The 24,148-nt window shown below is 63.7% G+C and carries 30 protein-coding genes and 1 tRNA gene; 13 read left to right on the top strand and 18 right to left on the bottom strand.

The window, feature by feature from the left end; genetic code table 11:
• The first annotated feature begins 91 nt into the window (after window positions 1–91).
• From xylF to P3R82_RS12505, 3 genes are all read left to right on the top strand, one after another.
• Window positions 92–1,132 (top strand): D-xylose ABC transporter substrate-binding protein, encoded by a 1,041-nt coding sequence (xylF, locus tag P3R82_RS12515; RefSeq protein ID WP_283194066.1) that lies wholly within the window; start codon window positions 92–94, stop codon window positions 1,130–1,132.
• 252 nt (window positions 1,133–1,384) lie between these two features.
• Entirely contained in the window at window positions 1,385–2,695 is a 1,311-nt protein-coding gene (locus P3R82_RS12510) for a sugar ABC transporter permease (RefSeq protein ID WP_283194065.1), read from the top strand.
• A 13-nt stretch (window positions 2,696–2,708) separates the two neighbouring features.
• A complete protein-coding gene (locus P3R82_RS12505; protein WP_283194064.1) occupies window positions 2,709–3,509 on the top strand; it encodes an ATP-binding cassette domain-containing protein in 801 nt (266 codons plus the stop codon).
• A 58-nt stretch (window positions 3,510–3,567) separates the two neighbouring features.
• Here the strand turns inward: P3R82_RS12505 and P3R82_RS12500 are convergent, their stop codons facing one another.
• Complete coding sequence (locus P3R82_RS12500) at window positions 3,568–4,329, bottom strand: hypothetical protein (protein WP_283194063.1); 762 nt, start codon at window positions 4,327–4,329, stop codon at window positions 3,568–3,570.
• Window positions 4,330–4,500: 171 nt separating this feature from the next.
• On the opposite strand from P3R82_RS12500, the gene P3R82_RS12495 reads away from it, so the two are divergent.
• Window positions 4,501–4,576 (top strand) — tRNA-OTHER (locus tag P3R82_RS12495).
• Between the two features lie 37 nt (window positions 4,577–4,613).
• Here P3R82_RS12495 and P3R82_RS12490 read toward each other — a convergent pair.
• Window positions 4,614–4,901 (bottom strand): hypothetical protein, encoded by a 288-nt coding sequence (locus tag P3R82_RS12490; RefSeq protein WP_283194062.1) that lies wholly within the window; start codon window positions 4,899–4,901, stop codon window positions 4,614–4,616.
• Window positions 4,902–5,165: 264 nt separating this feature from the next.
• Here P3R82_RS12490 and P3R82_RS12485 point away from each other — a divergent pair, with 264 nt between their 5' ends.
• Window positions 5,166–5,777, top strand: a complete 612-nt coding sequence (locus P3R82_RS12485; protein WP_283194061.1) for a GNAT family N-acetyltransferase — start codon at window positions 5,166–5,168, stop codon at window positions 5,775–5,777.
• 34 nt (window positions 5,778–5,811) lie between these two features.
• Here the strand turns inward: P3R82_RS12485 and P3R82_RS12480 are convergent, their stop codons facing one another.
• A complete protein-coding gene (locus P3R82_RS12480; RefSeq protein ID WP_283194060.1) occupies window positions 5,812–6,516 on the bottom strand; it encodes a hypothetical protein in 705 nt (234 codons plus the stop codon).
• 195 nt (window positions 6,517–6,711) lie between these two features.
• Here P3R82_RS12480 and P3R82_RS12475 point away from each other — a divergent pair, with 195 nt between their 5' ends.
• Window positions 6,712–6,873, top strand: coding sequence for a hypothetical protein (locus P3R82_RS12475; RefSeq protein ID WP_183902626.1), 162 nt, complete (start codon window positions 6,712–6,714; stop codon window positions 6,871–6,873).
• 132 nt (window positions 6,874–7,005) lie between these two features.
• Here the strand turns inward: P3R82_RS12475 and P3R82_RS12470 are convergent, their stop codons facing one another.
• The 5 genes from P3R82_RS12470 to P3R82_RS12450 all read right to left on the bottom strand — a co-directional run bounded on the left by P3R82_RS12470 (window position 7,006) and on the right by P3R82_RS12450 (window position 11,558).
• Complete coding sequence (locus tag P3R82_RS12470) at window positions 7,006–7,668, bottom strand: GNAT family protein (protein WP_283194059.1); 663 nt, start codon at window positions 7,666–7,668, stop codon at window positions 7,006–7,008.
• 282 nt (window positions 7,669–7,950) lie between these two features.
• Window positions 7,951–8,817 carry an HlyD family secretion protein gene (locus P3R82_RS12465; protein ID WP_183902628.1) on the bottom strand — a complete coding sequence of 289 codons (867 nt, stop codon included), beginning with the start codon at window positions 8,815–8,817 and terminating at the stop codon, window positions 7,951–7,953.
• A complete protein-coding gene (locus P3R82_RS12460; protein WP_018897209.1) occupies window positions 8,814–9,023 on the bottom strand; it encodes a DUF1656 domain-containing protein in 210 nt (69 codons plus the stop codon). Before P3R82_RS12460 ends, P3R82_RS12465 begins: the two co-directional genes overlap by 4 nt.
• Window positions 9,020–11,113, bottom strand: a complete 2,094-nt coding sequence (locus P3R82_RS12455; protein WP_283194058.1) for an FUSC family protein — start codon at window positions 11,111–11,113, stop codon at window positions 9,020–9,022. Before P3R82_RS12455 ends, P3R82_RS12460 begins: the two co-directional genes overlap by 4 nt.
• Window positions 11,103–11,558 (bottom strand): MarR family transcriptional regulator, encoded by a 456-nt coding sequence (locus tag P3R82_RS12450; protein WP_283196331.1) that lies wholly within the window; start codon window positions 11,556–11,558, stop codon window positions 11,103–11,105. Before P3R82_RS12450 ends, P3R82_RS12455 begins: the two co-directional genes overlap by 11 nt.
• A gap of 248 nt (window positions 11,559–11,806) precedes the next feature.
• Between P3R82_RS12450 and P3R82_RS12445 the strand changes: the two genes are divergently transcribed.
• Both P3R82_RS12445 and P3R82_RS12440 read left to right on the top strand, forming a co-directional pair.
• Complete coding sequence (locus P3R82_RS12445) at window positions 11,807–13,243, top strand: efflux transporter outer membrane subunit (RefSeq protein ID WP_283194057.1); 1,437 nt, start codon at window positions 11,807–11,809, stop codon at window positions 13,241–13,243.
• A 168-nt stretch (window positions 13,244–13,411) separates the two neighbouring features.
• The gene (locus P3R82_RS12440) at window positions 13,412–13,669 is read left to right on the top strand and encodes a hypothetical protein (RefSeq protein ID WP_283194056.1); all 258 of its coding nucleotides are present in this window, start codon (window positions 13,412–13,414) and stop codon (window positions 13,667–13,669) included.
• A 124-nt stretch (window positions 13,670–13,793) separates the two neighbouring features.
• On the opposite strand, the gene P3R82_RS12435 is transcribed toward P3R82_RS12440, so the two are convergent.
• Window positions 13,794–15,632: an ABC transporter ATP-binding protein gene (locus P3R82_RS12435; RefSeq protein WP_283194055.1), complete on the bottom strand. Its 1,839-nt coding sequence runs from the start codon at window positions 15,630–15,632 to the stop codon at window positions 13,794–13,796.
• Between the two features lie 395 nt (window positions 15,633–16,027).
• Between P3R82_RS12435 and P3R82_RS12430 the strand changes: the two genes are divergently transcribed.
• A complete protein-coding gene (locus P3R82_RS12430; protein WP_283194054.1) occupies window positions 16,028–16,252 on the top strand; it encodes a hypothetical protein in 225 nt (74 codons plus the stop codon).
• Window positions 16,253–16,458: 206 nt separating this feature from the next.
• Here the strand turns inward: P3R82_RS12430 and P3R82_RS12425 are convergent, their stop codons facing one another.
• The 3 genes from P3R82_RS12425 to P3R82_RS12415 form a co-directional block, all read right to left on the bottom strand.
• On the bottom strand, window positions 16,459–17,304 hold the full coding sequence (locus tag P3R82_RS12425; RefSeq protein ID WP_283194053.1) for an aspartyl/asparaginyl beta-hydroxylase domain-containing protein: 846 nt from the start codon (window positions 17,302–17,304) through the stop codon (window positions 16,459–16,461).
• A gap of 197 nt (window positions 17,305–17,501) precedes the next feature.
• Complete coding sequence (locus tag P3R82_RS12420; protein WP_283194052.1) at window positions 17,502–17,843, bottom strand: SMR family transporter; 342 nt, start codon at window positions 17,841–17,843, stop codon at window positions 17,502–17,504.
• A 26-nt stretch (window positions 17,844–17,869) separates the two neighbouring features.
• Window positions 17,870–18,430 (bottom strand): TetR/AcrR family transcriptional regulator, encoded by a 561-nt coding sequence (locus P3R82_RS12415; protein ID WP_283194051.1) that lies wholly within the window; start codon window positions 18,428–18,430, stop codon window positions 17,870–17,872.
• A gap of 153 nt (window positions 18,431–18,583) precedes the next feature.
• On the opposite strand from P3R82_RS12415, the gene P3R82_RS12410 reads away from it, so the two are divergent.
• Window positions 18,584–18,973 (top strand): group II truncated hemoglobin, encoded by a 390-nt coding sequence (locus P3R82_RS12410; protein WP_283194050.1) that lies wholly within the window; start codon window positions 18,584–18,586, stop codon window positions 18,971–18,973.
• 10 nt (window positions 18,974–18,983) lie between these two features.
• Window positions 18,984–19,358: a DUF423 domain-containing protein gene (locus P3R82_RS12405; protein ID WP_283194049.1), complete on the top strand. Its 375-nt coding sequence runs from the start codon at window positions 18,984–18,986 to the stop codon at window positions 19,356–19,358.
• A gap of 21 nt (window positions 19,359–19,379) precedes the next feature.
• Here the strand turns inward: P3R82_RS12405 and P3R82_RS12400 are convergent, their stop codons facing one another.
• From P3R82_RS12400 to P3R82_RS12375, 6 genes are all read right to left on the bottom strand, one after another.
• Window positions 19,380–19,751, bottom strand: coding sequence for a VOC family protein (locus P3R82_RS12400; RefSeq protein ID WP_283194048.1), 372 nt, complete (start codon window positions 19,749–19,751; stop codon window positions 19,380–19,382).
• A gap of 3 nt (window positions 19,752–19,754) precedes the next feature.
• The gene (locus P3R82_RS12395; protein ID WP_283196330.1) at window positions 19,755–20,069 is read right to left on the bottom strand and encodes an antibiotic biosynthesis monooxygenase; all 315 of its coding nucleotides are present in this window, start codon (window positions 20,067–20,069) and stop codon (window positions 19,755–19,757) included.
• A gap of 8 nt (window positions 20,070–20,077) precedes the next feature.
• Window positions 20,078–20,347, bottom strand: coding sequence for a hypothetical protein (locus P3R82_RS12390; protein ID WP_283194047.1), 270 nt, complete (start codon window positions 20,345–20,347; stop codon window positions 20,078–20,080).
• A complete protein-coding gene (locus tag P3R82_RS12385) occupies window positions 20,344–20,751 on the bottom strand; it encodes a DUF2325 domain-containing protein (RefSeq protein ID WP_283194046.1) in 408 nt (135 codons plus the stop codon). The genes P3R82_RS12390 and P3R82_RS12385 overlap by 4 nt, the downstream gene beginning before the upstream one ends.
• Window positions 20,752–20,896: 145 nt before the next feature.
• Window positions 20,897–22,213, bottom strand: coding sequence for an energy transducer TonB (locus tag P3R82_RS12380; RefSeq protein WP_183900537.1), 1,317 nt, complete (start codon window positions 22,211–22,213; stop codon window positions 20,897–20,899).
• Window positions 22,214–22,273: 60 nt separating this feature from the next.
• Complete coding sequence (locus P3R82_RS12375; RefSeq protein ID WP_283194045.1) at window positions 22,274–22,735, bottom strand: hypothetical protein; 462 nt, start codon at window positions 22,733–22,735, stop codon at window positions 22,274–22,276.
• 142 nt (window positions 22,736–22,877) lie between these two features.
• Here P3R82_RS12375 and hemP point away from each other — a divergent pair, with 142 nt between their 5' ends.
• Window positions 22,878–23,060 carry a hemin uptake protein HemP gene (hemP, locus tag P3R82_RS12370; protein WP_183900538.1) on the top strand — a complete coding sequence of 61 codons (183 nt, stop codon included), beginning with the start codon at window positions 22,878–22,880 and terminating at the stop codon, window positions 23,058–23,060.
• An 11-nt stretch (window positions 23,061–23,071) separates the two neighbouring features.
• Window positions 23,072–24,121: a ChuX/HutX family heme-like substrate-binding protein gene (locus P3R82_RS12365; RefSeq protein ID WP_283194044.1), complete on the top strand. Its 1,050-nt coding sequence runs from the start codon at window positions 23,072–23,074 to the stop codon at window positions 24,119–24,121.
• Window positions 24,122–24,148 lie beyond the last annotated feature (27 nt).

Below are 24,148 nucleotides of genomic sequence, written 5' to 3'. Positions count from 1 at the left end.
AGAAAATAATGAAAACCTTTCCCGACAGCACATCGCGGCGGCCGGAGGAACCACTGGCTGGGGCTGGCCGCATTCTATTCGGGAGGATATTATGAAGCATGTTTTGAAGCTGATGGCAGGTGCTGCCATCCTCGTATCGGTGCATACCGCCGCAATGGCAGCCGACCTCGTGGTCGGCGTGTCGTGGTCGAACTTCCAGGAAGAACGTTGGAAGACCGACGAAGCCGCCATCAAGAAGGCACTCGAAGCCAAGGGCGCCAAGTACATCTCCGCCGACGCCCAGTCGTCCGCCGCAAAGCAGCTGACCGACGTTGAATCGCTGATCTCGCAGGGCGCCAACGCCCTCATCGTTCTCGCTCAGGATTCGGACGCCATCGGCCCGGCCATCGAAAAGGCCGCCGCTGAAGGCATTCCTGTTGTCGGCTACGACCGCCTGATCGAAAACCCGGCTGCCTTCTACATCACCTTCGACAACAAGGAAGTCGGCCGCCTGCAGGCTGAAGGCGTATTCAAGGTCAAGCCCGAAGGCAACTACGTCTTCATCAAGGGCTCGTCTTCCGATCCGAACGCGGACTTCCTGTTCGCCGGCCAGATGGAAGTCCTGAAGGCTGCCGTTGACGCGGGCAAGATCAAGAACGTCGGGGAAGCCTACACCGACGGCTGGCTGCCGCAGAATGCCCAGCGCAACATGGAACAGTTCCTGACCGCCAACAACAACAAGGTCGACGCCGTTGTTGCTTCCAACGATGGCACGGCCGGTGGCGCGGTTGCTGCTCTCGACGCGCAGGGCATGGCAGGCACCGTTCCGGTCTCCGGCCAGGACGCCGACAAGGCGGCACTCAACCGCATCGCGCTCGGCACACAGACGGTTTCCGTCTGGAAGGATAGCCGCGAACTCGGCAAGCGCGCCGCTGAAATCGCGCTCGACCTCGCCGGCGGCACGACCATGGACAAGATCGAAGGCGTCGCGTCCTTCGAAGGCGGTCCGAAGAAGGTGAAGATGCAGTCGATCTTCCTGAAGCCGCAGGCCATCACCAAGGACAACCTGAACGTCGTCATCGACGCGGGCTGGATCACCAAGGCCGAAGCTTGCCAGGGCGTGAAGGCCGGCAGCGTCAAGGCTTGCGACTGATCCTCGCCAGCTGAACCGACACACCGGCGCCGTGGCGATCTCGCCGCGGCGCCGGATGCGGCTGGAGCCCTCCTGAAGCGCTCCCCGCCTCGCAACGCACCGCGAACGCTTTGATTCCCTGCCGGACCAGTGCCGCCCCTTGCGCGGCCGCTTCGGAAGTCTCTCGGTGGTCGATTTGAAGAACAGGGCACCTCGGCAAGGGCTTTCGGGCGCCCGCGCCAGAGCCCAAACAATGGGGGAAACGGCAAACCCATGGCAAACATCATGCAATCCTCATCGAGCCATCCGCGCTCGGCGGAGGGTAACGCTTTCACGCGCTTCCTGCGCGCCACCGAGATCGACACGCGCCTGCTCGGCATGGTCGCGGCGCTGCTGGTCATCTGGATCGGCTTCCATCTCTACACCGGCGGGCTGTTTCTCACGCCGCGCAACCTCTGGAACCTCTCGGTGCAGACCACCGAGATCGCGGTCCTCGCGACCGGCATGGTTCTCGTCATCGTCACCCGCAACATCGATCTGTCGATCGGCTCGATGCTCGGCCTCGTCGCCATGATCATGGGCGTCGTCCAGGCGAAGTTCCTGCCGCAATATCTCGGCTTCGACAATTCCTGGACCTGGCTGATCACGCTCGTCTGCGGCCTGATCGCCGGAACGCTGATCGGCCTCTTCCAGGGCGTCATCATCGCCTTCATGGGTGTCCCCTCGTTCATCGTCACGCTCGGCGGCTTCCTCGCCTGGCGCGGCCTTGCCTGGTACGTCACCTCAGGCCAGACGGTCGCCCCCCTCGACACCACCTTCCGCATCATGGGCGGCGGCGCCGAAGGCTCCGTCGGCGCCACCTGGAGCTGGATCATCGGGCTGGTCGCCTGCGTGCTGATCATCGTCGGCATCATCGGCTCGCGCCACCAGCGCAAGCGCTTCAACTTCCCGCGCCGGCCGCTCTGGGCCGAATACTTCCTGGCCGTCCTCGGCTGCGCCCTGGTGCTCGGCGCCATCTGGGTCTCGACCATCTATTACTGGCCGGTGGCGATCGCCAGGAAATACGCCGAAGCCAACGGCATCGCCTGGCCGGAGACCGGTCTCTTCATCTCCTACGGCATCGCCGTGCCGGTGCTGATCGCCGTTCTCGTCGGCATCGTCATGACCTTCATCGCCACCCGCCTGCGCTTCGGCCGCTATGTCTTCGCGATCGGCGGCAACCCGGAAGCGGCCGAACTCGCCGGCATCAAGACCCGCTGGGTCGCGGTGCGCATCTTCGCGTTGATGGGCTTTTTGGCAGCCGTGGCCGCGGCGATCTCGACGGCCCGCCTCAACGCCGCCGCCAACTCGCAAGGGACGACCTACGAACTCTACACCATCGCGGCGGCCGTCATCGGCGGCACGTCGCTTGCCGGCGGCACCGGCACGATCGCCGGCGCCATGCTCGGCGCGCTCGTCATGCAGTCGCTGCAGTCGGGCATGGGTCTCGCAAACGTCGATACCCCCATACAGAACGTCGTCGTGGGCGCGGTTCTCGTCGTGGCCGTCTGGCTCGACACCGTCTATCGCTCGCGGTCGAAGTAAGAGGAGCCTGGATATGACTGATCAACGCACTTCCCCAAGCCCGAACACTCCTCTCGTGGAACTGAAGAACATCTCGATCTCGTTTGGCGGCATCCACGCCGTGGACAATGCCTCGGTCGATCTCTACCCCGGCGAAGTCGTCGCCCTTCTCGGCCACAACGGCGCGGGAAAGTCGACGCTCATCAAGATCCTGTCGGGCGCCTACAAGCGCGATAGCGGCGAGATCCTGATCGAGGGCGAACCCGCCGATATCAGGAACCCGCGCGACGCCAAGAAATACGGCATCGAGACGATCTACCAGACGCTCGCGGTCGCCGACAACGTCGACGCCGCCGCCAACCTCTATCTCGGCCGCGAGATCCGCACCAAGTGGGGCACGCTCGACGACGTCGCCATGGAGGCCTCGGCGCGCGAGGTGATGGGCCGCCTCAACCCCAACTTCCGCCGCTTCAAGGAGCCGGTGAAGGCGCTCTCGGGCGGCCAGCGGCAATCGGTGGCGATCGCCCGCGCCATCCTCTTCAACGCCCGCATCCTGATCATGGACGAGCCGACGGCGGCGCTCGGTCCGCAGGAGACGGCGCAGGTCGGCGAGCTGATCAAGCAGCTGAAGAAGGAAGGCATCGGCATCTTCCTGATCAGCCACGACATCCACGACGTCTTCGACCTCGCCGACCGCGTCTCCGTCATGAAGAACGGCCAGGTGGTGGGCCACGCCCGCACCGAGGACGTGACCAAGGACGAAGTGCTCGGCATGATCATCCTCGGCAAGGTCCCGCCCAAGGCCATCCCCGGCCCCGGCGCCATGCAGGTCTGATCGCCAGAAAAGTAGCAACAGAAGGCCCGTCGACCGAAAGTCCGGCGGGCTTTTACTTTCAGGGCGGCGCAATACCGGCCAAAGCCGCCAACCGCTCAAGCCTTGCCGGCTCGTCGCGAGACATAGCGGGATTGCCGGCAAGAAGGGCATGGGCACGCCTGGCAAACGCCCTGCTCGCCTCGGCATTGCCGCTCGCGGCATGGCACTCGGCAAGCTCCTCGCAGACGAAGGGCGCCTGATCGTTGGCGGCATCGGCAAGCGCGACCACCTGCTCGCCAAGCGCGATTGCCTCTGCGTAGCGGCGCAAGGCGCGAAGGGTGCGGATCACCGCGTACCGCGCAACCTTCAGCGTCTGGGCCGTGCCCGCCGCCTCACGCACCGCCTCGTCACGACGAAAGCAGGCAAGCGCGTCATCGAAACGCTCGGCCTCGAAATATGTCCAGCCGAGATTGTGGTGCAGCATGCCGGCCCAATGCGCACTCGCGTCGCCGGCGGCAACGCGCGCAAGCCCCACCTGCGTCCAATGCTCGGCTTCCGCCAGATCGGATGCGATCGCCATCATGTGGGCTGCGTCGACGGCAAGGTTATGATCGCCGGCGCCCTCCGCCAGTTCCCAGGCTTTGAGAAAGTAAGGAAGCGCGTCCTGCCGCGATCCCGCGGAGTTGTGCAGCCGCCCCCGCTCGATCGCAATCGACGCCTGCCCAACAGGATCGTCGCTCACCAACGCCTGTGCCTGGTCTAGAATCTCGTGTCCCTGCAGAAAATTGCCGGAAAGCCCCGCCATGCGCGCCCGGCGCGCCAAATCCCTCACCTCACTCATCAGATCCCCCAAAGAAACATGAATGAATAGAGAAGCTTTAAGCCGGCACCGAAAAAAAGAAACCGCCGCAGCGCGACATGCCGAAGAAATTCGACAGAGAGAGATTGAAGGACGCGCTGAGCTAGGCTAAGAACCTCGCATCGGACAGGCGATTCAAACCGCCTTAGGCATGCACCCGTAGCTCAGCTGGATAGAGTGTTGGATCCGATTCCAAAGGTCACAGGTTCGGATCCTGTCGGGTGCGCCACTTTCTCTCAAAAACAGTCCCCAAGCTTTCAGTCCCTTCACGGCGTCTTGCCATCCGCTGCCGCGCGGCCATCGCCGCCGCCGCGCGTGGTCGGCCGCACGCGCTCTTGGCCTTCCGCCATCCGCATCCACCAGGTATCGGATAATACGGGCGCTGCGAGCGCGCCGTCGTGCGGGTTGGGCTTGATGACATCGCGGACGGAAACCATCGGGCCCGGCGGCGTGAGGCGCGCTCCCTTCTCCTGCGCCAATAGCGGGAGCGCCTGGCTGGCGACCGTGGCGGCGACCACGAATGATGTGAGCGATACTGTCCTGTTGCACAGCATGAGCATTCATCCAGCGGGAGATGGAAAAGAGTGTAAGGCCGAAAGCCCGAGGAAGGGAAGTGGATCGCTGAAAATAGTATTGCCAACCGCCCGGCGGCAATGCGAGATCGTTTGAGCCGGGATCGGATCGCATGGCCAGAGCCGGACCGCACCGCCCGGGCCGCACCGCCTGGGCCGCATCGTCCGGGCCAGGTCGCCTGGGCCGTATTTCGTGGCCCCACCGGCGCCGGCAGGCATCGACCGACGAAGACCAAGGACGCTTTTATGAAGACCAATCCGCCGCTGCCGATGGGCTATTCCGAACTCCCTCGAGGCAAGCTCGCCAATGTCGTGACCTGCCTGGAAATGCGTGAAAGGCCGGAGGTGAACGTGCCCGCATCGGGCGCCCTGCGTTTCGAACGCTGGCGGGCGGCCGCGCTCGACGACTATCGCCGGCTGTTTCGCGAGGTGGGCGAGAACTGGCTCTGGCTGTCGCGGCTGATCATGGACGACGAGGAACTCAGGGCAATCATCCATCATCCGGATGTCGAGATTTACGTGATCCTGTCAGAGGAAGGCCGCCGCATCGGGCTGCTGGAACTCGACTTTCGCCAGCCCGGCGAATGCGAGCTGGTTTTCTGCGGCCTCGTTGCCGATGCGATCGGCCAGGGCGCCGGCAAGCTTTTGATCACGCAGGCGGTGGCCCGCGCATGGGCGCGACCGATCAACCGCTTCTGGCTGCACACCTGCCACTTCGATCACCCCTCCGCCATCTCCTTCTACCAGAAGGCGGGCTTCAAGCCCTATGGCTTCCTGGTCGAGGTGGTCGACGATCCACGCCTCTCCGGCCACATCCCCGAAACCGCCGCCCCGCATGTTCCGCTGCTTCGACCCTGACCGGCACGCTGGTCAGGATCGCGAAGCGGCATCACTACCGGTCGTAGCGCCGGCGCATCTCGGCCGCCGCCAGCGGCAGGGCCGCGGTGGCCACCGCGCCGAGCGGCAAGCGCCGAAGCAGTCTGGTCGCCACGAAGGTCAAGGCCATGGCGCCGGCAAGCTTTGCCCATGGATAGGCGCCGAGCTGTTCATGCGCGCTCGCATCCGCCCATCTGGCATTGGCGCTGACGACGGTTCCCGCCTGCTCGCGGATGACGTGAAGCCGGGCGCGCAGATTGTCGACCTCTTCCTGAAGTCGTCGTAGCGATCCCTCCTCGTCGAGCATGTCATCGGCGTTCACACCGTCATTGTCGAGCACATAGTCGGCCGGCGGCCTCTGCGGGTCGTCTTCGGCGGGCGCGTCGGCCTCCAGGGCGGCCAGGTGCTCCCGCAACGCGGCTTCCGTCTCGAGCCCTTCCGGCTTGCCTTTCCTGGCCCCCGTGGCCCCGCTCGTCTTCATCGACGGGGCCGACGCGGCGGCGACGGCGGGATGCTCGCGCAGCTTTTCAGCCGGGATGAAGACATCGGTCTCCCCCGCCTCGTGATCGGGATGCGACACCTCGACATCGACGCTATCGGCAAGCTCAAGCGCCTGCTCGGCATTCATGATACCGACGGCCACGCGCCCTTCCTCGGATGTGACCGCGACTTCGACGATGGGCGGCTTCGACTTCTTTTTCACGCCAGTCTTTTTTTCCATGCAAAGTCTCCTTTGGCAGGAAACACCTGCGGGACTCGATGGGTTCCATGACAGGTCAATCAAATTCGCTCCAAGTAGCCCTCTCTGGAACGCAGGCTTCCCAATCCCCATATATGTCTGGACCACGGAGCAGACCTCGCGACCGATCGCGATCCGCCTTCCGCGCAAACCCACACAATCGATTGGAGACAAAGGATGGCTCAAGCCAAACACACGGCTGCGTCCGAAGGACCCTATGATGCGGTCACGCTTGCCAAGAAGCACCGCATTTCGGTCGAGGACGCCCAGCAAATCATCGAAGAGCACGGCGACGATCGCAAGGCCTCCGACAAGGCCGCGCGGCGCATCGCCGTCTGATAGGGTGCGGCGGCCAGCATGCCCGGCCGCCGCATACCTCGAAAATAGCTTCATAATATCAATGCATTGCCGCGACTTGCGGAATCACGTCGGAAGATCGTTCAACAAGCGCTCGAAGTCATCAGCAGGAGCTCAATCGAAGCGCAGCTTGCGCTTCTGCTGCCCGGCATCGTCGAAATTGTCGGGATCGAGCCATGCCTCGTAGCCCTGTTTCAGCCTTGGCCAGTCGGCATCGATCATCGCGAACCAAGCCGTATCGCGGTTCTTGCCCTTGGCGACCATATGCTGGCGGAACACGCCCTCGAAGGTGAAGCCGAAACGTTCGGCGGCCTTCTTCGACGGTTCGTTCAGATTGTTGCACTTCCACTCGAAACGGCGGTAGCCGAGCGTGTCGAAGGCCAGTTTCGCGAAGAGAAAGAGCGCCTCGGTGGTGACCCGTGAGCGCGCGATCGCCGGTCCCCACAATATGTTGCCGATCTCGATCACGCCATGCGCCGCATCGATGCGCATCAGCGCCTGGCGACCCTCGGCCCGGCCGGTACGCTTGTCGATGACGGCGAAGAACATCGGATCGGGCGATGCCTCGGCCTTCTCCAGCCATGCGGTGAACGCTGCCATGTCGGCGGGGGTGTCCTCGAAGAGATAGCGGAAGCGGTCGTCGGCGCCGGGCTGCTGCGCCGAAGCAAGCAGGTCGCGCCCGTGGCGGCCGGCGTCGAGCGGCTCGAGCCTGACATAGCGTCCCTCGAGAGCGACACGCTGAGGGCGCTCCACGCCCTTCCAGTCTGAAAGATCCATCGAAAACTCCCCATTGTCGACATAAACCGGCTTGCCTCGCCTCGAAGGGAGAGCCGCTTCATTGATCCGCTGTTTTAGTGTCTGGCGAATTGCTTTGCGAGGTCTAATTTCAACGACGACGGCGCCGGCATAGCGTGCGGAAGAAGCATGAAAAGGTCAGGCATGCGCGGACGGGCTAATCCGCGCATGCCTCGTCACGGCCCTTGAAGGACCCGTGGGCCGTAACGTGTTGGATCGCGACGGAGGCGCCGAACCGGCTGCCTCACGCGATTGCTGGGTTATTCACTCGATGATCGTCACGCTCGCCGTGCGTCCGGCCACCAGCGCCGTTCCGCCGGGCGTTCCGTCGAGCGTCACCCGCACCGGCACGCGCTGCGCCAGACGAACCCAGGTGAAGGTCGGCGTGACATTGGCAAGCTGCGCGCCGGTATCGCTGCGTTCGCGGTCCTCTATGCCGCTGGCGACGCCGCTGACGCGACCCTTGAGCGGCTTTTCGCTGCCCATCAGATAGACCAGCGCCTCATCGCCGACCTTGATGCGATCGAGCTTGTTTTCCTCGAAATAGCCGGAAATGTAATAGGAATCGGTATCGATCAGCGCCGTCACGGCACTTCCAGCCGTCACGTAATTGCCGGGACGCATCGAGAAGTTGGTGAGCACGCCGTTGACGGGTGCGCGCACGACCGAGCGGTCGAGATTGAGCTGCGCGGTGTCGCGGCTGATGACGGCCTGATTGTAGGTCGCCTCGTCCTGCTGGACCGTGGTCTGCGCCTGCTGGATTTTCTGGCGGGTAACCGAGTTGTCGCCGAGCCTGCGGTAGAGATCGAGGTCGCTGCGGGCCATGTCCAGCGCGGCCTTGCTGCTCTCCATCTGCGCTTCGGCCTGGCGCAGCGCCAGCGCGAACCGCGCCTGGTCGATACGGAAGATCACGTCGCCCTTCTTGACCGTCTGGTTGTCGACCGCGTCGACTTCGCTGACGATGCCGGACACGTCGGAAGCCAGATGAACGACATCGGCGCGGACCTTGCCGTCACGCGTCCATGGATCGTTCATATAGTAGTCCCAGAGCTGCCAGCCCAGCACGCCCGCCAGCGCCACGACGACGCCGGTCAGCAGGAAACGGCCGGAATAAGCAAGAAGCGATTTCATAATGACACCTTGTTCAAAGACAGCGCCAGCGCGCCGAGCAGGCAGAAATACATGGCCGTATCGAAGAGTGGCCGATGCCACACGAGACGATAGAATCCGATGAAAGCCAGGATCCGCCGCAGGATGGAGTTGAGGAAGAAGGCCGCAACGGCGATTGCCGCCAGCGTGGGTATGAAGACGCCGTAAAGATCGAGTTCCGGTCTCATGCCGCGTTCTCCTTTGCTTGTTGTACGCCGGCCTGAATGGTCGTGTCGGGCATCACGAAGCGCGCATCCGGATACAGATTGTAGCGAAGCGACGTGATGGCCCGGCGTGCGCCCTCGACGGCCGATGACGGGCTTTGGTTGATAAGGTCGACCAGCGACGTATCGATTGCCTTCAACAGGCCTTCGCCCGGCTGGGCGTGGCCATGTTTCTGCTTTTGCCGATAGAAGCCGGCAATTCCCGACAGAACCTCGTCGACATCGGCGCGGCTGTCCCGGGTCAGCAGCTGCCGGTGGCGCTGCAGCTCCATCGTGTTCAGGCCATTGCGCAGATCGCCCAATAGATCGTTCTGGGCGACGGCGGATTCGACGGGGACCTGCGCCAGCCGCGGAGCGACCAGACCGAAGCGATCCACCATCCGGTAGAGCAGCCTTGCGAAATCGGGCGCATCCGACTTGCGCGCAACGGCGACGATATCCGCCCAGCCGGCGCGCAGCACGCGATAGGCCGTCCACTCGGCACCGACCGAGCGCACCAGCACCGTGGTGCCGCAGGCAATGGCCAGGCCGACCACCATCGCTATGTTGGAATTGAGGAACGAGCTCAGGTCGAGGTTCAAGCGGTCCTGCAGGGCAAGCATGTTCGGAAAGTTGACGCCGAAACCCAGGCCATAGATCATCAGCGAAGGCTTCGACATCAGCATGCCGGCCGGAATGAGCACCAGGCCCAGGGCCGCGGCGAGCGACAGGTAGCCGTGAACGAGCGGCATCAGCCCGAACTGGAAGACGAAGGCCACGGCGACCGTGAAGATCGACACATAGACGAACTTCAGCATCATCGGCGCCGGATCGTCCATCGTCGCGAAGATGCAGCAGAGCACGCCCGCCATCATGGCGGCGGCACCGCCCTGCGACCAGCCGGTGAGTATCCAGAGTGCCGACGCGACGAAGGTCGCCAGCATCACGGCAAGACCCGAATGGATCGCCATGCCGTAGTCGCGGTGGATCGGCGCGCGGTCGAAGAGTGTGCCGAACCGCTGCCAGCGCAACTCGCGACGGCCGCCGGTTTCAATGTCTTCGCGCAGCGCCAGGCAGTCGCTCCAGATTTGCAGGAGGTCGCGCAGGCGGGAGGTGAAATTATGGGCGAGGAGGCCGTTCCATTCCTGCTGCTCGCGACCCTCCTTCTCGGTCTTTTCCATCAGCGCCAGGATTTCCTGCCGCTCGGTCTCGCCATAGGAGGCCTCGTTGGACAGAAGTTCGGTCACGCGGCCGATCAGTTCGTTGGCCGATGCGGTGAGCTTGCCGTCGGTCGCCTTGCGGAAGGCATTCAGAAGATCGGCGAGGCCGGAGACGACGGGCAGCATGGCGACCATGCGCTGCTGCAGCGTTCGCGTGCGTCCGACCATGTCGCGCAGCCCCGATGTGTCGTAGGCGACATGCGTGGTGAAGCTGTGCAGATCGACGGCGTCGGCCGCAAGCTTGCGGGCGGCGGCCTGCAGCGCGTCGCCCTTGTCGTTGCTGTTGAGCGTGCTGATGGCAAGGGCAGCCACATCGCGAACCCAGCTGTCGATGCGCGCCGCGAGCACCGGCCCGGCATGGCGCGGAAAGACCAGGCGGCTGACGAGCGCCGCGCAGATGATGCCGAGCGCGATTTCCTCGATCCGGGCGACGGGATAGGTAAAGGCCGTCTCCGGGCTCGCGACGATCGGAAAACCGGTGAGCGCGGTCGTGTAGCCGGCCAGCATGAAGGAATAGCTGCGCGGTGTGCGGTCGAGCAGGCTGACGCCGAGACAGAAGGCCATCCACAAGGCGATCGCCAGCGTCAAGAGCTCGGGCGCGTCGACGAGATTGGGCACAAGGATGATGGTCATCGCGCCACCGACAGCGGTGCCGATCAGGCGATAGATCGCCTTCGACGTGCTCGCGCCCGACAGTGGGTGCGCCACGATATAGACCGTGCCGACCGCCCAGTACGGGTTCGTCAGATCGAAGCAGAGCGCGATCAGAAGCGCCAGCATCGCCGCGATGAAGGTCTTGATGGAGAAAACGACATCCCAGATGCTTGGGGCGATCGTATTATGGCTAGTCGTCATTATCCTGCGTTCCGGTTATCGCCGCGGTTCTATCCGCGACCGCGCGCAAAACCTCGAGCGCGGCATCGACCTGGTCGGGGTCGAGATCGCCAAGGATCTGCTCTCGCAACTGTGCCGCGCAACGCTCGGCGCGCTCGGCGACCGCTGTGCCCTCCCCGGTAAGCTGCACCAGCTTGATCCTGCGGTCCGCCTCGTCGGCGACCCGGCAGATCAGGCCGTCATTCTCCAGACTGTCGAGCACGCGCACCAGCGTCGGGCCTTCCACCCCGACCCGTTCGGCCAGCACGTTCTGCGGAATCCGGTCGCCGTGGCGTATCAGCGCGATGAGCGGCGCGGCGCTGGCGTCGGAAAGCTTGTGGTCGGTCAAAGCGGCGTTCAGCGCACGGCGCCATCCACGCCCGCAGATCATCAGCAACGGTGCGAACTCGGTCCAGCTTTTCTTCATGTTCGTTGTCATGGAATTAGATAACATCCTATTGATTTGAATTCAATGATATTGGTGCATAGCTGCCATTCGATAGTTGGCGAACTCTTGCCGCCAAGCGCTTTGCAAACTCCTTCCGGGCGCGCCAAACCCCTTCCTCGCGAAGTTTGCCATGCGAAGTTGCGGCACGCCATGGAAAGCAAAAATTAACCATAAGCGACAATAGTTTGTTAGCGAACCGCCCTGCGGTCTTCGCCGAGGGAGATTTCATGCGCCGTTTAGCAATTCTTGCCGGATTAGCCGTCCTCACGGGCTGTGTGAGTGGCCCGGACCATGTTCCCCCGGAGATGCCTCTTCCGGCGAAGTTCAATGAGGGCGCGGCCAAGCCTGATGGCGACGTCTCGACGGTTGCCTGGTGGACCGCCTATCGCGACACGCGGCTGAACGCCCTGGTCACCGAGGGCCTGAGCGAGAACCTGTCGATCCAGCAGTCGCTGGAGCGCATCAATGCCGCCGCCGCCGGCGTCACCGTCGCCGGTGCGGGCTCGCTGCCGAGCCTGGTGGTCGGTGCATCGAACACCACGAGCGGCGATCTCGGCTCGCTGGCCACCACCAAGGCCGCCACCAACACGACCGGCGCCAACGCCAACGTCTCCTGGCTGCTCGACCTGTTCGGCCAGTATCGCCGTTCCAAGGAAAGCGCCCAGGCCTCGCTCGACGCCGCCTATTCGACCGCCGACGTCGCCAAGCTCACCTATCTCCAGGATCTGGTGAACTCCTACATCAACGCCCGTTACTATCAGGAGCGCATCGCGCTCTCGAGAGCCAACCTGAAGTCGCGCCAGGAAACCTACGACCTGACCAAGTTCCAGCTCGATGCCGGCGCCGCCTCGCGTCTCGACGTCGTGCAGGCGGAAGGTCTGGTGCAGTCGACCCAGGCTGAAATCCCGGGCCTGGAAACCAGCTTCCGCATCGCCGCCCACCGCATCGCCACCCTGCTCGGCAAGCCGGCCGGCTCGATGGTCGCGGACCTGCAGCGCGCCGGTCCCCAGCCGGTCTTCCGCGCCGGCATCGTCTCCGGCGTTCCCGCCGACCTGATCCGCAACCGTCCCGACATCCGCGTCGCCGAGCGCAATCTCGCCGCCGCCACCGCCAATATCGGCGTTGCCATGTCGCAGCTCTATCCGTCGATCTCGCTCTCCGGCTCGATCTCGCCGAGCTATATACGCCCTGTCGGCGCCAATGGTGGCCTGACCAGCTGGTCGTTCGGCCCGACGCTGACGCTCCCGATCTTCGACGGCGGCCGCCTGCGCGCCAATGTCGACATAGCCAAGTCCGACGCCAAGACCCAGTACCTCGCCTGGAAGCAGACGGTCCTGCAGGCGGTCGAGGAAGTGGAAAACGCGCTGTCGGCGGTTCGCCGCGACGCCCAGACGGTGGCCGCGCTGCGTGCCCAGGTCAAGACGACCCAGGAAACGCTCGACCTGTCGACCGCCAGCTACAAGGACGGCGCCTCCTCGCTGCTCGACGTTCTCGACGCCCAGCGTCAGGTGTCGCTGGCCCAGGCAAGCCTGGCCGCCGCCGTCCAGCAGATGGCCATCGACTACGTCTCGCTCAACGTCGCCATCGGCGGCGGCTACAACCCGGGCGGAGCAACGGCCCCCAAGCCGGTCGCCGCCAAGGCAAGCCCCGCTAAGGCGGGCTGAGACAACAGCAATCACACAAAGCCCCGGTTCGCCGGGGCTTTTTTGAGGGCTCGCCGTGTACGATACCGTAAGATACGCCCCCTGCTTACCCTCATCCTGTAAAATCGCTCCCGGTTTCGACTGATCGTCGCAACCGCTCCAACAGCACGAAAAAAGGGGAGTGAGACAATGGGCAAGTTGAGACCGCTAGGCACGACGCTATTGGCCGGACTGTTCCTGGCGACCCTAGCCGATGTATCGTGGAGCACAGAGCAGGCGCAGCAGCGCCAGGCGGGGCGTGACGTCAAGCAGACGACGCGGCAGAGCGCGCGCGATACGAAGCAGGATTGCCGTGCCGCCAATCAACAAAGCAACGCGGCATGCCGGCAGGACAAGCGGCAGACCAAGCAAAGCGGCCGACAGACCGCACGCGACCTCAAATACTGAAACGCATCGCTTCGGAGGAACGGCGAGGCGTCTGATTTGATCTTCTCGCCGCTCATTCACCAAAGCCAGAGACACGCAGCGCTCCGCTTCGACGAAGCGTTGCGTACCTCTCACATGTTGGCGATCACATGCTGGCCTGCACGCTGTGCAAGCCGGCATAGATGCCGTCGCGCGCCATCAGATCCTCGTGCCTGCCCTCCTCGACGATGCCGTCGGCGGAAAGAACGAGGATGCGGTCGGCATGGCGAACCGTCGACAGCCGGTGCGCGATGACGATGGTGGTGCGCCCCTTGGCGAGCCCGAGCAACGCCTGCTGCACCGCCCGTTCGCTCTCGTTGTCGAGCGCGCTGGTGGCCTCGTCGAAGATCAGGATCGCCGGGTTCTTCAAGAACGCCCGCGCGATCGTCAACCGCTGCCGCTGGCCGCCCGACAGCCGCACGCCGCGCTGGCCGATTTCGGTGTCGTATCCGTCGGGGAGCGCCATGATGAAGTCGTGCGCGTTCGCCGCCCGCGCCGCCGCCTCCACTTCGGCGTCGGCGGCGTCCCACCGGCCGTAGCGGAGATTGTCCGCCACCGAGCCCGCGAAGAGATAGACGTCCTGCTGCACCACGCCGACATGTTGGCGCAGCGACGACAGCGTGACATCCCTGATATCGGCGCCGTCGATCAGGATCGACCCGGCCTGCACGTCGTAGAAGCGGGGGATGAGCGAGCACAAGGTGCTCTTGCCCACGCCCGACGGCCCGACCAGCGCCACGAACTCGCCAGGCGCGATGGCGAAGGAGAGGTTCTCGAAGACATCGGACGAATCCACCTCGTAGCCGAAGCTGACGTCCTCGAACCGAATCTCTCCCTTCGGCGCCGGCAGCGTACGGGCATGGGGTCGGTCGACGATGTCGGGCTCGATATCGAGGATTTCCATCGCTCTGATGAAGCCCGTATAGCCCTCCTGCCAGAGCCGCACGAAATTGGCCAGCCGCTTCACGGGATCGACGAGCACCGCCACGCAGAGCAGGAACGTCAGCAGATCGGCAACCGTCATCGCCGACGATACGATCCTGATGCCGCCGATGACGATGACCAGGATCGTGATGAACTGCGCGAAGCTCTCCGTCCCCACGGAAAACCAGGCCTCGCTGCGATAACCGTCGGCGCGGCTCGCGAGAAAGCGCTCGTTCTCCAAGGCGAAGCGGTCACGCTCCAGCTTCTCGTTGGCGAAGGACTGCACGACGCGGATGCCCGCGAGGCTGTCTTCCAGCCGCTCGTTGACGCCGGCGATCTGCTGCTTGCTGCGTTCGAGCGCGTGGTTCATGCGGCGGTTGAAATGCAGCGCGTAGGCGACGGCCGCCGGTGTCAGCAACAGGATCAGCCCCGCCAGCACCGGATCGATATAGACAAGCACCAGCATGGCGCCGCCATATTTGAGGATGGCGATCGAGACGTCCTCGGGGCCGTGGTGGAACAGTTCGCCGAGCCAGAGGGAATCGCCGGTGATGCGGCTCATCAGCTGGCCCGTGCGCTGTCGGTCATAGAAGCTGAAGGACAGTTTCTGGCAATGATCGAACAGTTCCTGCCGGACGGCGGCCTCGATGCGCGCGCCCATCACATGGCCGCGATAATCGACGAAGAAGACGGCGACCATCTGAACCGCCAGAAGCCCCAGCATGACCGCGCCGACCGTCAGGATCAGCGCATTGGCCTCCCCCGCATCCGAGATGGTCAAAAGACGCTTGGTGACGAGATTGGCGCAAACAGGCAACGCCACCGCGGTCGCCGCGACGAGGATGGCGCAGGCGATATCGGCTGAGAGCAAGGGCAGATGCGGGCGATAGTAGCCGAGGAACCTGGCTATACGGGACCGGCGCCGCGCAACGTGAGCGACGGCGGGATAAGGCCCGGCGTTGACAGGGAGTGGTTTACGACGCGGCGCGTCTTTCCGCGCGCGGACGAATGGAATAGACATGAAGCGGAGTGTCCTTGTGAGTGATCGTTCCTTTCGTGTTGGACAGGATCGCTTTCATGACAGTCTCCTTCGAACGAGTTCGCGTTCAGCGTCGCGCCATCCTTAACAGATCGACCAACGGGCCGCAAACGCGCTTGGCGTAAAAATTCAGGAAAACACGCCTGACGTGTGTTAACGGCGCGATGGCGGCACGAGCCGACCATGCGGCCGCTATCCGGAACTTCGATCCGGATCGGGACATTCCGGCCTCCGCCGCCGGCCGTTCGCGGCCCGTCGTTTCGTTTCATGACAGCGGCTTTGTCGCAGCCTGAAACACCGGCAAGCCTTAACCTTACTGGCTAACCAATCCATTAGCATCATGTTGAAAACCAAGGCAGATATGGCAATCTTCAGCCATGACAAACATCCGCTCTCCAAGATTCAACGCCGAAGATATCGGACGGTCGCGGGAATGCGAAAGCGTCTGCAAAGGGGCGATAACCGAAGTTGTCCGTCGCGCGATCGCGGCGGGATGGCGTGAAGCGGAAATCGCGCTTCACCTGGCAGATGCAGCAGAAGATTACGTCATCTACCTGGCGACAAAGCCGGACCGCCGCCTGAAGGCGGCAAACAACAACTAGTTGCGAATGGGGGCGGCCACGGTCGCCGGAACAAGGCCTGCTTACGAGGGGAAGCGACCTGCCTGCTCCGAAACATGCGCATCGAGACTGCCTGCGGCGCTACCGCCGCACGATGATTTGAGAGCGGCGTCCTACCCGCCGAACAACAGCATGGCCTCTGAAGCGAGACCATGCTGTCTTACCTTTCCGGGCCCGGCCCTCCCGGCTTAACCTTGAGGCCGGTTTCTAAGGGCTTCGGCTTCGGCGTAGAACTTCTTTTCCCACTCCTTGTGGTTATCCAGCCCTCCGCGGATGAATGGCGTGAACACGGCGAGGTTCATCAGCGCCCAGTTGACGAAACGGGCGGGAAACTTCAGCGGCTTGTCGAAATCCACGAACAGCACCACGCGGGTCTTGTCCGTGTGGTTCCAGGCCTCGTGCTCGTAGGCATCGTCGAAAATCAGCGCCTTGCCTTCCTGCCAGTGGCAGATCTGGTCCTTGACGCGGATGGCGAGCTTGTCGGCCGGCTCCGGCACGATCATGCCGACATGCAGGCGCAGCACGCCGTTATAGGGGCCGCGATGCGCCGGCAGGTGCTTGCCGGGCTCGAAGATCGAAAACATCGCCGTCTTCAGGCCGGGGATCTTCTGCACGGCGCGCCACGTCTCCGGGCACTGCGCGATGTTCTGCTCCGACTTCACGCCGAAGCCGAGGAGGAAGAAGGTCTTCCAGCCGGAATCGGTCGAGATCGTCTTCACGTCGGTCGAGATATCCTGGAATGTCGGCAATTCGCTCTGGCGCACCAGCACGCGTTCCAGCTCGGCGCGGATCTGCGGGTAAGCGGCCTCGACCTCTTTCGCCCAGGGGAAGGTGGCATTGTCGTAGACCGGCGGATTGCCGAGCTTGGCATATTTGAAGTTCAGCTTTTCCGCCCAGGCGACGATGCCCATGAAGAACCGCGTAACGGCGCTCGGCCGGCCCATCGGGGCAATGCCCGAGGTGCCGAACGTCTGGCCTTCGGGCTTGGAATTTGCGGATTTTGGGGAGGAAAGGTCAGCAGTGCTGTCAGTCATGGGTGTTCCAATGCGCGATGCGTAAACTGTCACTCGGCATATGGACATCGCATCCGTTTTGCGCAAGTCGGGCTTCTGTTCGGCGAGGTCGGAATGCCGCGACCCGCGGAGCGTCTCCCCGCGTGCTGTCTCCCCCGCGTCACTGGAGGCCGCTCGGCTTACGACCGGCCGCCATGAAAATCAATGGAAGACGTGCATCAATGGGAGACGGACTTGGAGAACAGGTTGACGACGAGCACGCCCGTTATGATCAGCCCCAGGCCGATGATGGCGGGCATATCCAGCCGCTGCTTGAAATAGACGAGACCGACGATGGAAATCAGGACGATGCCGAGCGCGCTCCAGATCGCATAGGCGATCCCGACAGGGATCACCTTCAGCGTCAGCGACAGGCAGTAGAAGGCAGCGGCATAGCACGCGATCATCAGCATGGTCGGCCAAAACCGGCTGAACTGCTGCGAAAGCTGCAACGCCGTCGTGCCGACGACTTCGAGCACGATCGCCATGAACAGCAACGCGTAGACGGCAATCGGTGCCATGGTGGGGGATCCTTATCGCGGGGAGATCAGCGCGCTGTCAGCTCGACGAGGCGCGAAAGCAGGGCCTGGCGCTGCGCGTCGTCGGACGCGCCGCCGATCATGTCGGCGAGCCACAGGCCATCGGCCGCGAAGCGCACGATCTGCGCATCGACCGACGAATCCGTTCCGACATATTCTTCCGCCCGCCCCTCGACCCACTCCGCCCAGCGCTGTCTGAGTCGCGGCTCGGCGAGAAGCGCGATCGTCACCTGCGCCCAATGGCCGGCATCGTCGGGGCTGTCGCGCAGGCCGGCGACGGCATTGAGATAGGCGCGCGTGAACCGGCCATGCGGCATTGGGTCCTCGCGCATCCGCTGATCGAGATCGGCATCGAAACGCGCGAGAAGATCCTCGAACAAGGCGTCGAGCAGCGCATTCTTGGTCGGGAAATGGTGAAGCAGACCGCCCTTGCTGACCCCGGAGGCCCCGGACACGGCATCGAGCGTCACCGCGCCCATCCCCTGCTCGTTCGTCAGTCGCGCGGCGACATCCAGCAGCTGCTGGCGAACGATGGCGGGTTGCTTGCGGCGGTGATGAGCATCTGACATCACACATAAAGATACCGTCTGGACGGTTTTGTCAAGATGTCATTCAGTTTTGGCGGCGGGCCCGGTGCGAAATGTCGCGCTCGCCGGCGCCGGTTCCGGTTGCGATCGACGCTCCGGCGGTGCATGAAGGAGAAACTTTTGAGGAACCGCACCGTGAGCGACAATACCATCACCCTTTACGAGGCCGTCGGCGGCGATGCGACGATCCGGGCCTTGTCGCATCGCTTCTACGAACTGATGGACACGCTGCCGGAAGCGAGCCACGTTCGCGCCGTCCACCCGCCGACGCTCGAGGGCAGCGAGGCGAAGTTCTACGAGTATCTCACCGGCTATCTCGGCGGGCCGCCTGTCTACGTCGAGAAATACGGCCACCCGCGCCTGCGGAGCCGCCATTTCGTCGCCGAGATCGGCCCGGTGGAGCGCGACGAGTGGCTGCTGTGCTTCCGCCGCGCGCTGGAGGAAACCGTCGCGAACCCGAAGCTGCGCGACATCATCCTGCCGCCGATCGAACGGCTGGCCGACCACATGCAGAACAAGCAATAGGGTTTACACGATGACGCTCAACCAGCGCTTCTCGCCGCTCTTCCTGGTGTTGTCGGGGCTCTTTGGCTTTGCCGGCGTGGCGCTGGCGGCAGCATCCGCCCATCTCGACGGCGAAGGGCGCTTCCTCGCCTCCGCCTCCGCCATGCTCATCGCCCACGCCCCTGCCCTTCTGGCCCTGGCGCTGGCGGGTGAAAAGCTGAGGACGGCGTGGCTTGCCGGCCTGTTGATGGGCGTCGGCACGCTGCTCTTTGCCGGCGATCTGGTGGCGCTCCGGTTCGTCGGCGCGGGCCTGTTTCCGATGGCCGCGCCGACGGGCGGCTTCGCCATGATGTTCGGCTGGCTGGCGATTGCAGCCGGCGCCTTCTTCCGCAACCGGGCCCGATAAGCCTGGCCGGGAACAACCGGCTTAGACCGGCTGCGGAATACGGCCGAAGCGCAGCAGATTGCCGTGCGGATCGTGGATGTAGAACTCTTCCATGTTCCACGGCCGCACCATCATGTCGCTGAGCGTCTCGACGCCCCGCGCCTTGTATTCGGCGTGCAGCCCGGCAATGCCGCCGCCGCGCAGATAAACGGATGTCCGCTCGCACAGCGATCGATCGTCCGTCAGCCAGAAATGCAGCTCCATCTCGTCGCGGCGCAGGATCAAATAGTCCTTGTCCTGATAGACGATCATCTCGAAGCCGAGCCGGCCGCGATAGAAGGAAAGCGTCTCGCCGATATCGAGCGATGGCAGAACCGGCAGAACCTCGATGCGATCTGGATTGTCAGCCACCATCCGTCAGATTCCGTCCACGACCTGGAAGCCCTCGAACACCGGCGGTCCCTTGTACATCGCCTTGCGGTCGCCGGCATTGCGATGGGCGGCGCGGAACTGCTCGGACTTGGTCCAGCCGAGGAAATCCTCCTCGCTGCGCCAGATCGTGTGCGAGGAAAACAGCGTATAGCCCTCCTCCGCATTCTCCCGGCCGCGCAGCAGCCGGAATTCGACGAAGCCGGGCACCTCCGAAAGACTGGAATCGCGGTTGCGCCAGACGCTTTCAAACTCCGCTTCCGACCCGATCGTCACCTTGAAGCGGTTCATCGCGATAAACATGGGAACACTCACGCCTTGCGTTTCCTTTCGGCCTCGGGAAATTCGAACGCTATCACATTCCGGCCGTCGAGGGCATCGCGCTCGAGGGGCTTCGCCGGCAGCACGCCAGGCTTGCGCGCCTTCCAGATCGGAAACGGCTCGATATTGGGATAGCGCTCGCGTCTCTCCTCGCGCTCCATCAACAGCTCCAAAAGCTCGGGCACCATGCCGCCGCCATCGTGCGCGGCCAGCTTGTGCAGGCCGATCAGCGTATACCCTTGCGGGCCTCTGTCGGTCATCGGTTGGCGTCGCGTTCGTTCATCGTCGTCAGCGCCCGCTCGAGGCTCGACTTGCTGCCGTTGCGGAGCGGAATGAAGGTCTTGCCGAACTTCTTGCAGCCGGTCTTCACCCGCAGGCAGGCATCATGGCTGATACAGTCGATCGGGCAGAAGACGCAGTCGACGGAGGGGAGCACGGTGTCGATGCGCGACACGGCCTCGCGCAGCCCGCCATCGTGATGGATCAGCTCGGCGCCGAAATTGCTGGCGATCTGGCGCAGATGCGCCACCTGGCAGTCGCGTCCGCCGACGTAAAGAAAGCTGCGGCCATCGAGCTTGGAACGTCCGGAGGCCTCCTGAACCGCTTGCGTACCCGCACTCACGCGGATGTCCCGGTTAGAACCCTTCTTCGCCTTACGCGCCATTGACCACCCGTTCCTTCATTGATCGGCACACGATCGCTGCGTGTGTGGGTGGACCTTAGTAAACTTGATTTTTATAGTAAAGTATAAAGTTGATTATTTTGATCATATTTTATCACTGGCCCGTTATCATCAGGCCGCCGTCTCGTCAGCGACCCGTCGTCACCTGCACTTCCTGGGTGAAGGTCCAGACCGGCTTGCCCCATTCCGACGGCAGCGGCGGGAACGGCGCGGCGCGGCGCACGCCATCGACGACGGCGGCGTCGAGTTCGGGAATGCCCGAGCTGCGCGCCACCGACAGGCTGCTCAGGCCGCCCGAGCCATTGATGCTCAACCGGATGCGGACGCTGAGCGCGGCGCTCATGCGCCTGTATTCGGAGGGCACGCGCACGGACCGCCGGATTTTCGACTGCACCTTGCCGGGATAGTTGGCGACGGCGGCGCTGCCGGAGCCGCCGCGATTTCCGGCGCTGCGCGAATCCTGATCGGAGGCCTGCTCGACGCCATCCGACGCGCCGCGCCGGCTATCCTGCTTGTTCTCGCCTTCGGAGCCGGCACGGGTGACGACTTTCTTGGGCGGTTGCTTCTTTTCCACAGGCTTCGGCTTTTCGACGGGCTTTTGCGCGAGCGGCTTCGAATCGGGCGTCGGCACGGTCTCCGGCACGGGCGGAATTTCCGCCGTTTCGGTCGGCTGAACCGGCGCCACGGCCTCGGGGGTCGCGGGCGGCGTCTCGGTCATCTCGGGCTGAACCTGCGTCGGCACCTCGGTCGCCATCGGCTGGACCACGGAGGTCTCGGCCGGCGTCTGCGATGTCAGCACTTCCGGCTCGACCGCCGTCATGTTTTCGGGGGAGACGCGCGTCACCTCCTGCGTCGGCGCGACGGGCTGCGGATCGACCGGTTGTGGATCGACCGGCGGCGTTTCGGGCTGAACCTCCGTCGGCTGCTGGGCGACTTCGGGCTGCACCTCTTCCGCCACGACCTCTTCCGGCTGCGGCTCGGACTTCTCATCGCCCGACGATGCCTGATCGAGATCGGAATCGCCGAGCATGATCACGCTCACCGTTTCACCGGCCTCTTCTTCCGGCTGCTGCGGGGCGACGACGACGCCGACGATCAGGGCGATCGCTAGCGCACCGTGAAAAATGAAGGAACCGATGCAGGCGACCGTCACGCCGAGCTTGCCGCGATGCGGCCGGCTGGCCGGCTGCTCGACGCTCGCATCCATCGGCGGCGCCGCGGCGTGACCGTTGCTGGCGCTGCGCGGGTCCTGCGGGAAGGAGGTAATCTGCGCCTGGCGCGTATAATGGAGAACAGCCTCGGTGGCAGGCTGGCGCGCCACGTTGCGAAGGTCCGACAACTCGTGGCCGGGATGCATGCCCGGATTGTTGTCGTTCACACCGCCATCGGCGACCGCCTCGTCGAAGAGAACATGTCTCGCCTTTGATCTCGCTGAAACCACCATTTTGGATGCCTTGTCCCGCTGCAACGGACGCGGCCGGGGCTACCCCGGCCGTCACTCAACTCAACCTTCGAAAGGAATGGAAACCTGGGAGCGTGTCACCAGACCCTTCATGCACGCGCCCTTTTCGAGGCCGTCGCACACCGGCGTGTCGTTGATCAGCACCCGCGTCACCGCCTCGCATTTGACGTTCGGCATGTCGAACTGCCGCACCCGCTTCTTGCCCTGCGGCAGATTGCGGAAATCGAGAACGGTGATCTTGTCGACAGCGTTCTTGTCGTTGAAGAAGGCGAGCTCGAACGAAACCTTGGCGATGTCCTCGGGCAAGGTGTTAAGCGCCACGAAGGTCATCATGCAACCCTTCTGCGATGGCGCGAGCCCGTTGAGCTCCACATCGAGCGCCGCCTTCGGCGCGGCCGCGGCGGCGGTGGGCTCCTGCGCATAGGCCTGCATCGCGCCCGTAAGCACCAGGGAACCGGCCGCCAAAAGCGTTGCAAATCGTCTGACCGGCCTCGTGACCATCATCGCGTCTCTCCAATGAAATTCCAAAACTTGACTTACAAAGTCCGCTATTGCGTCTTTAAAAAATGATGACTATGAGAGTCAAGATAATTGTAGGTCGCAGGGGCTTTTTTGGCCCACCCAGAGAAGCAAAAAAGCCAACGAAATGATGGTCGAGAAGCCGGACACACTGAAGCAAACGCTATTGGCGCGCGATGCCGTGGCCGACGTCCGCGTCCTGGAGAGCAGCGAGATTTTTCGCGGCGCCAACGAGATCGTCATCCGCCACGACGGCGCTCTGTATCGCATGAAGATCACCCGCCAGGGCAAGCTAATTCTGAATAAGTAGGGGTAGACAAAATGACCGAGAACACCATGCCTTCGCCGGCCGACATCCGCGCCTTCCGCGCCGAGAACCCGAAGATGCGCGAGCGCGACATCGCCGCCCAGCTCAAGGTTTCCGAGGCAGCCCTCGTTGCGGCCGAAGTCGGCATTTCCGCCACCCGCATCGACGCCAGCGCCCTGAAGCTTCTGGAGCGCGTCGCCGAACTCGGCGAAGTCGTGGCGCTATCGCGCAACGAAAGCGCCGTTCACGAGAAGATCGGCGTCTACGAAAACATCAAGACCGGCGGCCAGGGCGCCATCGTGCTCGGCGAGAACATCGACCTGCGCATCTTCCCGAGCCGCTGGGCTCACGCCTTCGCGGTCACCAAGAAGGACGGCGATCAGGAGCGCTTGAGCCTCCAGTATTTCGACAAGGCAGGCACCGCCGTGCACAAGGTTCACCTGCGCCCGGCCTCCAATGTCGAGGCCTATCACGCCATCGTCGCCGACCTGAGGATCGAGGACCAGTCGCAGGACTTCGTCGCCGACGACAGCAAGACCGCCGCCGACGAGAGCGGCGACGTCACCAAGGACGAGCTGCGCGACCACTGGAGCAAGATGACCGATACGCACGAGTTCTTCGGCATGCTGCGCAAGCTGAAGATCGGCCGCCAGGCCGCCGTGCGCACCGTCGGCGACGACTACGCCTGGAAGCTCGACAACACGGCGGCCATCGAGATGATGCACGCCTCCGTCAAGTCCGGCCTTCCCATCATGTGCTTCGTCGGCAATGACGGCATCGTCCAGATCCACTCCGGCCCGATCTTCAACGTCCAGCCGATGGGTCCGTGGATCAACATCCTCGACGAGACCTTCCACATGCACCTGCGTCAGGATCACATCGCCGAGATCTGGGCCGTGCGCAAACCGACCAAGGATGGCCACGTCACCTCCGTCGAGGTTTACGGCGCCCAGGGCGAAATGATCATCCAGTTCTTCAGCAAGCGCAAGGAAGGCTCCGAGGAGCGCGCCGAATGGCGCGACATCGTCGAAAGCCTGCCCAAGGCGACGAGCGTTGCGGCGTAGGCCGAAGGAGATGATGATGTCGAACCA

It is taken from the genome of Rhizobium sp. AN80A (assembly GCF_030053015.1).
GTDB lineage: Bacteria > Pseudomonadota > Alphaproteobacteria > Rhizobiales > Rhizobiaceae > Rhizobium > Rhizobium metallidurans.
The sequence above is the reverse complement of the archived record's forward strand: the minus strand, read 5'-3'. Positions and strand labels throughout refer to the sequence as shown.